Annotated in this window: 10 protein-coding genes and 1 other annotated feature; all 10 genes read right to left on the bottom strand. The window is 36.1% G+C overall.

Annotation, left to right across the window (positions count from 1 at the left end; translation table 11 throughout):
- Positions 1-1,438: hypothetical protein (locus ACW2QF_RS10715; RefSeq protein ID WP_455716001.1), on the bottom strand; the 1,438-nt coding region annotated here is incomplete at its 3' end.
- 178 nt (positions 1,439-1,616) lie between these two features.
- Positions 1,617-3,734 (bottom strand): ABC transporter ATP-binding protein, encoded by a 2,118-nt coding sequence (locus tag ACW2QF_RS10710; protein ID WP_455715999.1) that lies wholly within the window; start codon positions 3,732-3,734, stop codon positions 1,617-1,619.
- A gap of 11 nt (positions 3,735-3,745) precedes the next feature.
- The gene (locus ACW2QF_RS10705; RefSeq protein WP_455715998.1) at positions 3,746-5,518 is read right to left on the bottom strand and encodes an ABC transporter ATP-binding protein; all 1,773 of its coding nucleotides are present in this window, start codon (positions 5,516-5,518) and stop codon (positions 3,746-3,748) included.
- Between the two features lie 57 nt (positions 5,519-5,575).
- Positions 5,576-6,076, bottom strand: a complete 501-nt coding sequence (locus ACW2QF_RS10700; protein WP_455715997.1) for an N-acetyltransferase family protein — start codon at positions 6,074-6,076, stop codon at positions 5,576-5,578.
- Between the two features lie 189 nt (positions 6,077-6,265).
- Entirely contained in the window at positions 6,266-8,482 is a 2,217-nt protein-coding gene (locus ACW2QF_RS10695; RefSeq protein ID WP_455715996.1) for an Ig-like domain-containing protein, read from the bottom strand.
- 129 nt (positions 8,483-8,611) lie between these two features.
- The gene (locus ACW2QF_RS10690) at positions 8,612-10,213 is read right to left on the bottom strand and encodes a xylulokinase (RefSeq protein ID WP_455715995.1); all 1,602 of its coding nucleotides are present in this window, start codon (positions 10,211-10,213) and stop codon (positions 8,612-8,614) included.
- 12 nt (positions 10,214-10,225) lie between these two features.
- Positions 10,226-10,927: an L-ribulose-5-phosphate 4-epimerase gene (locus ACW2QF_RS10685; RefSeq protein WP_455715994.1), complete on the bottom strand. Its 702-nt coding sequence runs from the start codon at positions 10,925-10,927 to the stop codon at positions 10,226-10,228.
- Between the two features lie 94 nt (positions 10,928-11,021).
- Positions 11,022-12,470, bottom strand: coding sequence for a phospholipase D-like domain-containing protein (locus tag ACW2QF_RS10680; RefSeq protein ID WP_455715993.1), 1,449 nt, complete (start codon positions 12,468-12,470; stop codon positions 11,022-11,024).
- A 32-nt stretch (positions 12,471-12,502) separates the two neighbouring features.
- Positions 12,503-12,982 (bottom strand): acetolactate synthase small subunit, encoded by a 480-nt coding sequence (ilvN, locus tag ACW2QF_RS10675; protein WP_455715992.1) that lies wholly within the window; start codon positions 12,980-12,982, stop codon positions 12,503-12,505.
- 16 nt (positions 12,983-12,998) lie between these two features.
- Positions 12,999-14,738 (bottom strand): biosynthetic-type acetolactate synthase large subunit, encoded by a 1,740-nt coding sequence (gene ilvB / locus ACW2QF_RS10670; protein WP_455715991.1) that lies wholly within the window; start codon positions 14,736-14,738, stop codon positions 12,999-13,001.
- 78 nt (positions 14,739-14,816) lie between these two features.
- Positions 14,817-15,083: a binding site (T-box leader), on the bottom strand.
- Positions 15,084-15,659 lie beyond the last annotated feature (576 nt).

Here is a 15,659-nt window from a genome sequence, read left to right as displayed (position 1 = left end):
CTTCTATACTAGTTGCATAATCATTTCCATCCATATTATCCCATACTATATTTATATCCGCAGAAGCCTTATCAAAATCATTCATAACATAATCTAACGTAAATTTCCCCTCTGGTAAATTATTAATGTTTAAATTTATCTTGTAATCAGATGCATCATTATCCAAAGCATAATTTGCCGTATCAATTCTATCCTGCGTCTCAGCACTAGGATATACCGTAATTACCGTTGAACCTTGGCCTTCTGCAGTATCCCGAGTAGTCAAACACATATTTAAATCAAATGTACTAGCTATATTATTATTGTCAGTCCATTTTTCAAACTCTAATATCTTGGTTTCCATCTCATGATAATCATCATAAGATTTTGCAATAGTAACAGCATCCACTGCTGTTTCCACATATGGACTCTTACCCACCGCATCAACAACATAATCGGTCACTTTATCACCAATAAGTTTCTTAACCTCGTCAGTTATTATTTCCTTGTTCGACTTGCCTAAGCCAAGATATTCATTGATACTCGTATGTTCCTGATCTTTAAGAAGGTCTGAGCATTGATCTCCTGAATTAACATTTGATATTGTTATCTTTTCATCTCCGAATGCTCCTGCAATTTTTGCCTGTAAATTGCTATCTTCCATCGATATTGAGAACATCTTTGATTCTTCAATTCTAGCCTTAACCATTTCTTCTTCCTGTCCACAATTAGTAATATATCCAATTGTATTGTCAGCCGTACTATAATTGATAATTTCACGTAACAACGAATCATATTGTACTGCTGTTCTTTTAATCGGTACATACTCTGTTCCAGCTGTATCTGACGGTTCATTGATACATAGTGCATAAGCATATTCACCCATCATTTGCGATAACTTTAATAATTGTTCTGTTGGAGCAAAATAACCATATGAAGGCATACTAATATCTCCTACGCCCCCATTATCATCTACAAACTTCCAGCAATATTCACTATTTAAGATATGTTCCAATAATGCAGCATCTTCTCTTGGTTGTCTACCTAATATAATCGCTATCTGTTGATACTCCTGATCACTTATTTCTGAAGGATCTTTTGACAAGATACCATCAACAATATCCATATCAATTATACTTCTAGCTTCTTTACTAATCTCAGTACCGTTACCTATTCCTTCAGCTGTTGAAGATAATTTATTCTCACAATTAAGATATTCAACCGCTATGTTATTAAGTGTTGTTGACAATTGGTTCATTACTATAATATCTTTTTCAAGCGAATTTTCCGCTAGATTATATCTTAAAGATGTCATGAAATTGTCCCCTACTATATTAGTTAAATACTTACTCTTCATACTCTTTAAGTCATCTAACATACTGGATAGCATCCTATGATAACTTTCCATATCTTCGCTAACTTGTCTTACGTTACTCGCATTGATTTCATATTCGGCCATATTCCCTCCTCTTAATTACGCTCCCCCTCTTTATGGTTACATATTACATTTTATACTATATATAGGTAAAAGGGAATAATTCTTTTTCCCCAGCGATTACCGCAACTGAACTTGCACCAGCAAGTGTAGTCCAGTTTCTCTGGACACCCCCAAAATAAATAGGGAAGCTTACGCTTCCCTATTGTAATTGTAATTCATATAGCTTCTTGTAAATTCCGTCTTTTCCTAACAGTTCTTGATGTGTACCACTCTCTTTAATACGCCCCTTATGCATAACCATAATCTGATCCGCATGCTGTATCGTAGATAGACGGTGGGCAACCATAATTGTTGTACGATTTGTCATGAGCTTTTCTAACGCTTCTTGAATTAGTTGCTCCGTTTCTGTGTCAATATTAGCCGTTGCTTCATCCATAACAAGAATCCTTGGGTTGAATGCAAGTGTTCTTGCAAAAGATAACAATTGTCTTTGGCCAGCCGATAATGTAGCTCCTCGTTCCGTTACGGTTTCATCATATCCATGACTTAACTTCTGAATAAATGCATCCGCATTCACATATCTTGCGGCCTCCTGTACCGTTTCATCGCTTATCTCTTCACTGCGAAGGCGGATATTACTCTTAATATCACCTGTGAATATGAACACATCTTGTTGTACTTGTCCGATAGCTCCACGCAACTGATCTGTATTCAACTCTTTGATATTCACACCGTCAACTAATATTTCACCCTTTTGAATATCATAGTATCTTCCTATTAGATTTAAGATAGACGATTTCCCTGCTCCAGTCGCACCAACAAAAGCTACCTTTTGTCCAGGTTCTATTACAAAACTTACATCTTTTAATATCCACTCTTCGCCAATATAAGCAAACCAGACATTCTTAAACTCAATACGACCTTTTACTTCAGGTAATTCAACTGGTGATTCAGGATTTTCCACTATAACTTCTTCATCAAGTATCGTGAAGATTTTTTCTGCTGAAGCCATCGCTGATTGTAAGGTACTGAACTGTTCTGCTATTTCTTGTATTGGTTCAAAGAAGGAACCAATATATTGGATAAATATATACAAGGTACCGATTGATATCATCCCATCAAAGTATGATCTAGAGCCTACCCAGATAATAATTACTAATGCCAATACAGAAAGCATATAGATTGCCGGTCTAAATATGGCAAATACCATCATTTCACGATAATTTGCACGGTATAACTCTTTACTTTTGCCCTCGAATTCTTTGAATTTCTTTTGTTCTCTTGCAAATATTTGAATCAATTTCATTCCTGAAATATGCTCTGATAAATACGTATTAATAGTAGTTAGCTTAGTTCTGGCAATCCGATAGGTTGCCCTTGATATCTTCTTGAATAAGAATGTTAAAAAGATAATGAAAGGCAATAACACAAAAGCATACATGGACATACGAACATTAATACTTAGCATAACAGCAGCAAGTCCAATAATCTTCACTATATTCTTGAAAAGTTTAACTAAAATATTCGTATACATCTCATTCAAGGCTTCTACATCATTGGTAACCCTTGTCACGATCCGCCCAACCGGTGTTATATCGAAAAACCGAAGAGAAAGCTTATGGATATGTTCAAACACCTCAAGTCTAATGTTATAGATAATATTCTGACCAGTTAATTGTAATATCCATGTCTGCAAAATGTTACATACAAAACCTACTAACAAAATAATCAAATACACTACTGCAATCTTCTTAATACCAGCAAAATCACTTTTACGAACCAATTTTAGTTCGTCTTTATTTAATAAAGTACCTGTGTATTCTTTGCCTTCTATGGTTACCCTAATGGATTCTACTGTATCTGTATGTGATGATTCATTATTATACACTTCTTGATTCATCTGAACAGATTTTACTAATTCATTTGTACTCTCCATCAAAGTTTTCTGTGTATTGGAATCAATATCTTCGAACATATAATAGTTATCCTCATACAAAAACATCTGATAATATCTCTGTTCGTTAGCGTCAGAAGAATTCTTTTTCACTCCATCTTTACTTAGATAGATTCCTCGGTAGTTAACTGCCCCCACGCTACCTGCTTCCACTTGTATGTAAGGACGGTTATAACCATCTATATAATCATCAATCGCATCTCCTACAAGAATTGGACGCAATAAATCAAACCCTGTAATTGCAAGAACTAAAACAAAAACAACTACAATGAAATGCCAGTAAGGTTTTGCATAACGAAGTAACCTTCCTAATACATTTCCTTTCATCGACTTTTCATAATCTTCATCAATCATCTGTTTCATAAGGTCACCTCCTATTCTTCCGCTACCAGCTGTCTTTCTAATTGTTGTTTTCGGTACAAGTTTGCATAGATTCCCCCTTGTTCAAGTAATGTGTCATGAGTACCATACTCTTCCATCTTACCTTCATCAAGCACAAGAATTCGATCTGCATTTTGTATTGTAGAGATTCTATGAGCAATAATGATAGTGGTCTTACCTTGACGATTGTCCTTAAGATTCTTAAGGATTCTCTCTTCTGTATCGGTATCTACCGCAGAAAGTGCATCGTCTAATATAAGAATTGGTGCTTCTTTCATTAATGCTCTTGCAATTGAACTTCTCTGTTTTTGCCCACCGGATAGGGTAACCCCTCTCTCTCCCACAATTGTTTCATACTTAAAAGGAAACTCTATAATATTGTCATGAATACAGGCTTGCTTTGCAGCTTCCTCAATTTTTTCTTTGTTGTCGGATACACTACCGAATGCAATGTTATTTCCAAGGGTATCTGAAAATAAGAAGTTATCCTGAGGAACATAGGCAATTCCTTCTCGTAATACCTTTAGTGGAATCTTTCTAATATCAATACCATCAATGGTAATCGCATCGTGTTCTGTGTTATACATACGAAGAAGTAGATTAGCAAGAGTTGTCTTACCACTACCCGTCCTACCTAGGATTGCAAGTGTACTTCCTTTCTCTACCCTCAGATTAATATCTTTCAGTACTGGTTTATCTGGCTTATTATATGTAAAGGATAGATTATTAAATTGTATCTCCCCTTGGATACCACTCTTTCCTTCGTTAGCTTTCATAAACTCTTCCATAGTGGACTCATCAAATATCTCTGCTTCTTCCTTGAACACGCTTTGAATTCTCTTATAGGATGCTCTTCCTTGTGAGAAGAATGTAATACTATCTCCAACTGCAATCATTGGCCACACTAACATATTGATGTATTGGTTAAATGCTATAAATCGTCCTAAAGAAATCTCACCAATCAAAGTTAAATAACCACCATAGAATAAGGTAACCAAACTACTAAAACCAATCACTACATCAAGTAACGGCATAACAGTAGCTTGTAATTTCACTACTCTCATATTCTTATCTTTATTATTCTTATTGGCTTTAGCAAATGCCTTTATCTCTTTTCTTTCTTGAACAAATGCTTTGACAACACGTACTCCCGATATACTTTCTTGCACCTGATCTGTCAAATCAGAGAATGCTTGTTGTTTCTCATTAAAACGTTTCTCTGCCTGCTTTCCATACCAGATACCACCACCTGCTATAATCGTCATGGGTATAACTGCCATGATTGTTAATCGTAAATCCACATGGGTAATCATCTTACCTAAAACAAGAATCGTTAGTATAATAGCATCAAAGGCAGTAATAACCGCTGGGCCAATAGACATACGAACAGCATTCAAGTCATTTGTAAAGTACGACATAAGCTCACCTGTCTTATTCTCATTATAATAACGCATCGATAGCGTCTCAAGATGAGCAAACATATCGTTTCTAAGTTCATATTCAATTCTTCTTGCAGAACCAAAGATAAAATATCTCCAACAAAATCTACCAATTGTTAATATAAGTCCCACTAACAATATCTTTAGGATTCCTTGTACCACGCCTTCCAGCCCCATGGAATGACTTTGCAATCCATCTGTAATTTCTCCCGTAAATTGAGGAATATATAGGTTCAATATATCCACAACCAATAGAATTATGGTACCAGCAACATATCTCCACTTGTACTTACCAATATAGTAAAACAAGGTATTCTTTTGTTTCATAACCGCTATCCTTCCCTATCATAATTTAAGTCGGCAAATCTGCCGACTTTGTATTCACTAAATTAGATTACTTCGTTTCTCCATGATAATGGTGTTATGCCATCTGCCAAAACGGTCTTTTGCAATCTTCTCTCTATAGCCAACTTGGCGAAATCCACATTTTTCATGTACTCGGATACTAGATGCGTTCTCTGCGATAATACTAGAGTATAATGTCCAATACCCTTTCTTCTCTGAATCTACAATCAATGTCTTCAATAAGGTTGTTCCAATCTTACAGTTTTTATAACTTTCGTCTACATATAGACTCACTTCAACAACCCCTTTATATATATCTCTACTTGAAGTTGGTGATAATGCTGCGAAGCCAACTACTTGATTCTCTATAATAGCCACTAATCTACAATCTTCCAGATGCGAAGCATCCCATTCTTCATAGGATGGACACTCTGTTTGAAACGTTGACAGATTCGTCTGAAGTCCTTGTATATAAATCTCACTAACTCGTTTCCAATCTAACTCATTCATTCTTCTAATTACACATTTGTTCATCGCCATATCTTATCCTCCTAATACATCACCAAAATGTATTTATATCTTACCATATTTTATCAAGATTGAGGATGGGTTATCTTCTTTTTCTTTTGTATTAAATTCTTGTTACATATATAAAAACCTAATTCTGAATTTACGATATTAAAAAAAGAGCGACAGAATTAACTGCCGCTCTACATTATCGAAAAAAATTTATTTCTTTGATGACGCTTTTTTAACTGTAACTTTTACCGTCTTTTTAATTCCATGGCATTCTACTGTTATTTTCGCAGTACCTGCTTTCTTTCCTTTAACTGTACCATTCTTTGTAACGGTAGCTACCTTCTTATTGCTTGATGTAAATTTTATATTTCCTACAGGTTTTATACTAGCAGTAATTCTTTTGGACTTACCTACTCTTACGCTAAGTTTTGATTGATTTACTTTTAAAGTTGGCTTCTTAACTACGATCTTACATGTTGCCTTAATTCCATTTGTCTCTGCTGTAATCGTTGCTGTACCTACTGATTTTGCTGTAACTGTACCACTTTGACTTACTGTAGCTACTTTGCTATTGCTAGAAGTGTAAGTAACTTTCTTGCTCTCACCAGATACTTTCGCTGTTAATTTAATAGTCTTTAAACCTTTTGTATAAAGCGTTGCTGATGTCTTACTTAGCGTTAATTTAGATTCTTCCTTTTCTTCCTCTTCTGGAACCTCCTCTGTTGGTGGCGTTACTGGCACGATTGGTGTCTCCACTACTGGTGGCGTTACTGGCACGATTGGTGTTTCCACTACTGGTGGTATCACTGGAGCGCTTGGCGTCTCTGTAACAGGCGGTGTCGTTGGTATATCTGTTGTAGGTGGCGTAGGTGTTATTCCATCATTACCATCGGAACTATTATCACCGTCAGCCGGTGGAGTTGGAGTTGTGTCATTATCCCCTGTTCCAGGACCATCTACGGATGTATTCTCTTCTTTCAATACTAATACCGTTTTGCTACTTGTTTTCGCAGTATCGTTAAATGTAGCACCAAATACATGATATCCATCATCTAATGCTAATGACTCAATAAATGCTGCGTTTATTGTGATCGTTTTATTCTGCTCATCTACAGTATAAATAGGCCCAGTTGTTCTTGTGATATTGGTATATTCCTTACCATCTACTAGGATACCTGTTACAGCTGTAGCTGCAGTATCTCTAAGACCTAACGTGTACTTCATAATAACATCGTTAGAATCCAGTTCGCTATAGTAATTCAATACGGCAGGAACTTCGCTGTTATCAATTGACTCTTCTCTGAATAACAGTACTTCACACTCAGTTCCGTCATTGAAGTATAACATGAAATCATTATAACCGTAATCTAATGATTTAACATAGGAATTCGTTAATACTACTGCATCTTTCTTTGTAGAGTATTTCTCTTCCTCAACCACTACATCTCCTAACTTAACTTCTTCCAATTCAGCGCCATTCATCTCAACTGGAATAATCACATCAGATTGCGCTTCATCAAAGAACGTGTGCTCTATGGTCTCAAGAATAACCGGAGTACCAGCTGTTGTTAGGCGAATGTCTGTAATAAAATAGGACTCCATTACGTGCTTCCCATCGTCTAATACAAAACAAAACTTAATCTCAACTTTATTGCTTAAACCATCAAACGCACTGGATTGTATCGCTACATCTTTACCAGTCACTATGTACTTATCTTCTGGTAAAGCTACACCATTGATTTCAATACCACGTAATGTAGATGCTGTTCCATAACTAATTGATGCAGGAAATTCTGTTTCCGTTGTATGATCGAATTTATAATCTGTGAAAACGTATGGCAATTTAAAATCTACAAATGAATACATTACATTTTCTTTGCTGATTGCAATATGCGCCGCGCTACCATAATATACCCGTACATTTACCAAGTTAGAACCTTCAAACACACCAGTACCAAAAGTAGTTACACTTTCTTGAATTAAAATGCTATCCATATTCTTGCAGTCCGCAAATGCACCATCACCAATACTAGTTACTGTACCTGCTATAGACGCAAACTCTGTGTAAATTAAACCTTTGAAAGCATTTCTTCCAATGGAAGTAACGCCTTTTTCAACTACGATAGAACGAATTTTACCAATATGTGATGATACCCAATCATTCTTATCGTCTTCCATAGAACCGTCTGTGCCTTTAATTGCTGTTACTTTAAGAACATCTCCTTCTAAGGTAACAGTTGTATTACCACTTGTCCATGTTGTTGTCACCTGATCATCTACGTTGATCATACTCCCTACTATTTTGTCCTGTCCTTCTACATTAGTGCGAGAACTATTGTCATAGCTCGCATAGACCAAACTAGAAGCTGATACCTGCTGTACCATAAGCATACTTGACAAAACTAAAATCCCTATTCTTCTTTTCATAACTAGTCCTCTCCTTGTTAGTTTTACAACACACGTTATTTATCGTAATAATTGATACTTTTATTAATAGTTCGATATAAAATTAACGTAAAAAACAATCCCAAGGAGGTATGTGAATGCCCTTGTCTTCTAGTTCATTGTATCTACTGCTGCTCTTTCAATCGGAATTCCCGATTTGTATCTTTCTATAAACACATTAAATCCTGCAACATCTTCTGCATCTGGTTCTATTGTTGTACTTTCTGCTCCTACAAAAACCTTATTCTTCAGGTAGTCACAAAGCACTTCGCCTTCTTCTCGCCATAGCATGTATGCTGCTAGTACAGCAACACCCCATGCACCGCCTTCACCTGCGGTTTTCATAACAGATACAGGTGTATTTAGCGCTGCGGCAAGTACTTTCTGTCCAACACCTTCTGTCTTAAATAAACCACCATGTCCCGTGATTACATCTACCTTTACACCTTCCTGTTCAATTAAAATATCGTTTCCAACTTTGATTGCCCCAAACGATGTGTACAGATGTGTTCTCATAAAGTTTGATAATGAGAATTTACAATTTTGCTCACGTACAAATAATGGACGTCCTTCTTCGAACTTCGTAATATGCTCTCCCGAGAAATAATTGTATGCAAGTAGACCACCGCAGTCTTTGTCACCTTCTAACGCTTTGCTATAAAGTCCACCATACAATCTGTCCATATTCATTTCCACACCAAATGTATCACAGAACTCTTTGAAGAGATTTACCCATGCATTCAAATCTGAGGTACAGTTGTTGCAATGTACCATAGCAACAGAATTACCTTCCGGTGTAGTTACGATATCAATTTCCGGATATACTTTAGAAAGTTTCTTTTCAAGAACGATCATAGAAAATATAGATGTTCCTGCTGACACATTACCTGTACGCACTTTTACACTGTTTGTCGCTACCATTCCAGTTCCTGCATCTCCCGCTGGTGGACACATTAGAATACCAGCTTTTAATGTACCGCTTGGGTCAAGTAATTTCGCGCCGACTTTGGTAAGTTCACCTGCTGATTCTCCTGCTACCAATGGTTTCGGAAGAATTTCTATAAGTTCCCATGGATAGTTTTTATCTGCAACTTCTCTATCGAATTTTTCTAACATATCTGCATAGTAGGTTTTTGTCTTAGTGTCGATTGGAAACATACCAGATGCATCATCAACACTGAGTACTTTTTCTCCTGATAACCTCCAGTGAACATAACCAGCTAATGTTGTCATGAACTTGATATCTTTTACATGGTCCGCCTCATCTAAAATACATTGGTACAAATGTGCAATGCTCCATCTCTGCGGAATCTGATGTCCCAGTAATTTTCCCAGCTCGGTAGATGCCTGTTCTGTCATCGTATTTCTCCAAGTACGGAATGGAACCAATAATTTGTCCTTTTCATCAAACACTAGATATCCATGCATCATAGCACTGATTCCGATTGCACCAATAGTCTCTAATTCCACATCGTATAGTTGCTTTACGTTATCTTTTAATTCCTTAAAACACTCTTGTAAACCTGTCCAAACCTCCTCCAAATGATATGTCCATATGCCATCTTCCAATCTGTTTTCCCATGCATGCCCACCTGAAGCAATCATGTTATTGTTATCATCTAACAATACACCTTTAATTCTAGTAGAGCCAAATTCAATACCAAGTACAGTTCTTCCTTCTCTAATCGCCTTTTGCACTGTTCTTACATCCATAATTGAAGCCTCCTATTTTTTAATCTGGCCATAATATGCATTTGCACCATGTTTTCGGAAATAATGTTTATCCTGTAATTCTTGTGGTGCTGGCTTAACATCTGGATTTAATGTTTCACAACGTGCAGCCATCTTTGCACATTCTTCTACTACTACTGCATTATGTACCGCATCCTGTGCACTTTTGCCCCAAGTAAATACACCATGGTTCTTGCACAAAACTGCTGGCGTTGCCACATAATCACGTTTATTTTCTTTAAAGTCATCGGCAATCAGAATTCCTGTGTTTAACTCGTATGCAGTTTCAATCTCTTCTTTTGTAAGATTACGAACACATGGGACTTCTCCGTAAATATAATCTGCATGAGTTGTTCCATAGCAAGGGATCGCTCTTCCTGCCTGTGCCCAGCTTGTAGCCCATGAAGAATGTGTATGTACCACACCTTTGATATCTGGAAAACGGTTGTAAAGGACCACATGAGTCGCAGTATCCGAAGAAGGATTATATTCGCCCTCTACCTTATTTCCATTCAAGTCTACAACTACCATATCTTCTGGTTTCAACTGGTCGTACTCGGCTCCACTTGGTTTAATTACAAACAATCCTCTTTCACGGTCAATCCCACTTACATTTCCCCATGTAAATGTCACCAATCCGTATTTTGGTAATAATAGATTTGCTTCGTACACTTCTTTTTTAAGTTGTTCTAACATCTTATCCTCCTATCGGCGATAACTCTTATGTAAAAATGCTAAAAAACAACTTTCGAACAATTATAGAACGAAAGTTGTTTGAAATATAGGTTCGCTACAATAGATATCTAATAATTTGGAATATTACCGATGTCACACGGAATGAAAGCTTCTTCCACCATGGTAGTTCTGGAAGACTAACATCTTCTCCTGCAACATATTCACCATTGCTATCCACCTCATAGGATTGTTCTTTCATAGCATTCATAGCATTTTCTAATTCTTTATTAAACTCTTTACCATGAACAACAAGCATTGTTTCTGTATCTAGATACACGCTTCTCATATCAAAATTGTAAGAACCAATTATAGAGATATCATCATCAATTAATATCGATTTATTATGCATAGAATGTTCGCCTGCGAACTCATATACAGTAACTCCTGTATCTATTACATCTTGCTTATTAAAAAGATAATCTGATGATGCCATATAATTATCTCCTACTTCAATGGAGTTAAGTAACATGTCATATTGCTTTAGCTTACCCTTTAATTTCTTAAGATCATTTTCCATTGCTTTATTAAGCACTGCATAAGGTGTCTGAATAAATACACGCTCTTTTGCATTTTGCATCAATTCATTAATCTGATACCAGATATATGGCTCTTTAGACATGATATGGATTGGGTTCGTAATTAATGTAATCTTATTCGTTGGAACTGTATATGCCATATAGTCAAAATCATCTGTCATTATATCAGCACGATCTACAAGCAAATTCTGATATGTCTCTTCTAACATTTTCTTTGCGGAAGCTATCTTACTTTTTCGTGAGCGTGGAACTTTATCGAATACAATTTCGCTATCTTTACAATTCCACAATGTATAGAAGTATTCTTCTACTTCTTTAATCACGCTTTCTTCCGAATTCTTAGTACCAGCTGCTGTATTATATACGAAGATATCACGGTCATAACTTAACACCTTCGTATTATATGTCCCTAAGAAATAATTCGATGTATTACGTCCTCCCAAAATTAACATACGATCATCAATAATCACGAATTTATCATGGAGACGTCCATTAAATGTCCATGGTTTCAAGAGATTAAACATATTGTAATACTTAATTGTTACGTTATCATGTGCAGCTAACACATAATACATCGGATCCCTCTTCATATCAATTCCTGCAGATAAACCGTCGGCTATAATTTCAACTTCAACGCCTCTCTCAGCGGCTGCCAATACTGTTGAAAAGATCTCCCTACAACACCGATCCGTCTTAAATGAAAAGGAGGACATAATTATCTTTTCTTTCGCATCATTTAACATACGTAGGCGAATGTCTAATGCATCATTACTATCCTCAACAACTGCTGCTCGGTCAACAGATACGCTATCTTCATAGAAACGACTCACCTCTAACTTTTCCTTAGCTGAATCGCTTACTTCTTTCTGACGTATAAAAGGTAGTGTTGCTCCTAATATCATATAGATCAAATAAAGTATTAGCAAGATAATAACCGTTTTAATAATCTTCTTGTTCCTAGTTAACATCTTACACTTCCTTCTTTGTTAATTCATAAATATCATAACACCTCGATGGCTACGTTTCCACCCCTTACCACTTGCACTTTAGGGAATTTTTTCATCAATTCAACCATATCATTGTTTTTCTCTTCCGTATTGGTTGATTCAATGATTAATCCATGTGTATTATAATCTACAATTTTAGCCTCAAATACACTGGCAATCTGGAGAATTTCACTACGATCTGACTTGTTACATTCCTTTACCTTGATATAGAGTAATTCCTTCTTAACCATCGACATATCGGTTAAGTCAATTACTTTGACTACGTCTACCATTCGATTCAACTGTTTCTTAATTTGTTCAAACACCTCATCATTACAATTTGCTCCGATTGTAATTCTAGACATAGTTGGATCTTCTGTCGTTCCTACCGTAAGACTCTCCATATTGTAGCCTTTGCCTGAAAATAATCCTGCAATCTTTGCTAATACACCTACATTATTCTCTACATATAATGCAATCCATCTCTTCTTCATACCTATGCCTCCTTTTCTATACATCAAGTATTATGTCTTTAAATGTACTGCCTGAACGAACCATTGGTAATACAATAAATTCACTATCTATCATGCATTCAATAATGGTTGGTTTTTTCGTTTCCTTCATAGCCTCAGAAAGAGCAACTTCTAACTCTTCCTCACTCCATGCTCTCTTACCAACTGCATCATAACTCTCTGCTAGTTTAACAAAGTCTGGGGAATATGGTGGACAGGCTTTTTCTCCATCTCTACAAGCATAATTACAACTCTTGCGATAACGTAAGCATGTAACAGAATAACGTTTATCGTAGAACAATTTTTGCATCTGGCGAACCATACCGAGGTAATTATTATTAACAATTATGATAATAATAGGAAGTTCTTGTGCAACAGCTGTTGCCATCTCTTGAATATTCATCTGCATACCGCCATCTCCAGTTATACAAATTACAGTTTTATCTGGATTACCTAACTGTGCTCCAATTGCTCCTGGTAAGCCAAACCCCATTGTTCCAAGTCCACCCGAAGTTACTAACTTCTTCGTGGCATCCATATGAAGATTTTGTGTCGTCCACATCTGATGCTGTCCAACATCAGTTACAACCACTGCTTCCTTTTCCTTAATTGCTGCATTTACACTTGCTAAAATCTGCTGAGGAGTTAATCCCTCATACGGTTGCTCTTCAGCTCCGATTGGGTGTTTCTCATTCCATTCTTTAATTTCGTTTAACCATGTGGAGTAATCATGTAATCCACTAAAATCACATTCTAGTAAGCTTTCAATCGCGTTCCCTGCATCACCAACGATTGGAATATCTACGTGAATGTTTCTTGATATAGAAGCAGTGTCGATATCAATATGTATAATCTTTGCTTTTGGTGCGAACTCACTGATTTTACCTGTAATACGATCATTGAAACGTGTTCCTATGGAGAATAATACATCACATTCATCAATTGCCTTATTCCCAGCATAGCAACCGTGCATACCAATATTTCCAATATATAATTCATGATCCGTAGGAATACAACCGCGACCCATAATACTTGTTACTACAGGAATCTTCGTCTTTTCAGCTAACTTTGTGAATACCTCACCTGCACGAGCAATAGTAACACCACCACCAATTAGGAATAAAGGTCTTCTTGCTTTTTCTAATATTGTTACCACACGTTTAATTTGACCTGGGTGTACCGCAGTATTTGGTTTATAACTACGGATACTAACACTATCTGGATACTTCTCATCTCCCAGCTTTTTCATAATATCTGCTGGTAAATCTACAAGTACAGGTCCTGGTTTACCCGTTCTTGCAATATAGAAGGCTTCTTTAATGATTCTTCCAAGATCTTTACGGTCAGTTACCATAACGCTATGTTTGGTAATGCTTCTTGTGATACCTACAATATCAACTTCTTGAAACGCATCATTACCAATCACTCCAGTTGGTACCTGGCCAGTAAAACATACAAGGGGAACACTATCATAATTAGCAGTTGCGATACCCGTTACTAAGTTCGTCGCACCTGGTCCACTTGTAACAAGACATACACCAACCCTACCAGTAGACCTAGCATATCCATCTGCTTCATGTATTAACGCTTGCTCATGTCTTGGAAGAATTAGTTCAATCGTATTATCCTCATATAATTGATCAAGTAAATCTGTTATAAATCCGCCCGGATATGTAAAAACCGTATCCACACCTTCTTCTTTTAATGCCTTAATAAACAATTCGGTTCCTTTAATCATATCTCTACCTCCTATTTTTTTGTTTTATTTAAATAAATTTATTTTAAAAATAAAAAAGCCCTAAGTAAGATAATTCTTACTTAGGGCGAATATACTCCGTGTTACCACCTAATTTCAAAGCTTGCGCTTTGCACTCTACCAGTACGGGTTGCATATTGACATGCTTCTGATACTGTTTTCCTTATAACGGTGGAAAATTCCGTTGAAGTCTACTAAAAACCCACTCGGTTCCTTTCGGTTCACAGCTCAAAGGCTACTTCCATACTTCCTTCACGAAGATTCTCACCAACCATCTTCTCTCTTTGCTTTGGGTGAGTATGTACTCCTCCTTGTCATTGCCTTATAAATATGTATAATTTTATATAGTAACGCATCAAAACGTTATATTGTTTTGATTATAATAGAGTGTGTATAATTTTGTCAAGTGATAAATGGATTTTTCTATTTATTATTTCGTACGATGGTCTGCACTAATTTAATCTTTCCTCTCTATCAAAGATTCCAAAAGTTTTCTTAGCGTCGCTTCTAGTAGGATTATCTCTTGCATCATCACTTCCACCACATTATTTTATTCACAAGCTAAATCGACTATTCTCACCTATGCATTCTGATTGTATTTCTACCATTAAATGTAGCTAAGCATATGATAAAGCTCCAAATAATGTCAGTATTGATGTCTTACTTTTCTTAAATTATAATATTAGATTTTGAAAAGCCTTTGATTGTATCTTTTGTGTATTCTCCCTTTCATTTTTCCTATACATAGTTTCATCATATTCATTCGTATCATCTTCAATGTTAAAATTTTATATTTATTTATCATAAGGTACTTCGCTCATAATTTTCCCTTTTGAATGAGGCGGATATTAAGATTTATTCCTGTAAAAATCACTTAATTATAAAAGTTAAAAAGTTAAAATA

The sequence above is a fragment of the Anaerosporobacter sp. genome (genome assembly GCF_965301125.1).
Note: the sequence above shows the minus strand (reverse complement) of the source record. Positions and strands in the feature narration are given on the sequence as shown.

Bases quoted from the DNA above. Each gene is read 5' to 3' on its own strand.
- ACW2QF_RS10710 (WP_455715999.1), bottom strand. From the start codon at position 3,734: ATGAAACAGATGATTGATGAAGATTATGAAAAGTCGATGAAAGGAAAT.
- ACW2QF_RS10695 (WP_455715996.1), bottom strand. From the start codon at position 8,482: ATGAAAAGAAGAATAGGGATTTTAGTTTTGTCAAGTATGCTTATGGTA.
- ilvN (WP_455715992.1), bottom strand. From the start codon at position 12,982: ATGAAGAAGAGATGGATTGCATTATATGTAGAGAATAATGTAGGTGTA.
- ilvB (WP_455715991.1), bottom strand. From the start codon at position 14,738: ATGATTAAAGGAACCGAATTGTTTATTAAGGCATTAAAAGAAGAAGGT.
- ACW2QF_RS10705 (WP_455715998.1), bottom strand. From the start codon at position 5,518: ATGAAACAAAAGAATACCTTGTTTTACTATATTGGTAAGTACAAGTGG.
- ACW2QF_RS10680 (WP_455715993.1), bottom strand. From the start codon at position 12,470: ATGTTAACTAGGAACAAGAAGATTATTAAAACGGTTATTATCTTGCTA.
- ACW2QF_RS10690 (WP_455715995.1), bottom strand. From the start codon at position 10,213: ATGGATGTAAGAACAGTGCAAAAGGCGATTAGAGAAGGAAGAACTGTA.
- ACW2QF_RS10685 (WP_455715994.1), bottom strand. From the start codon at position 10,927: ATGTTAGAACAACTTAAAAAAGAAGTGTACGAAGCAAATCTATTATTA.
- ACW2QF_RS10700 (WP_455715997.1), bottom strand. From the start codon at position 6,076: ATGGCGATGAACAAATGTGTAATTAGAAGAATGAATGAGTTAGATTGG.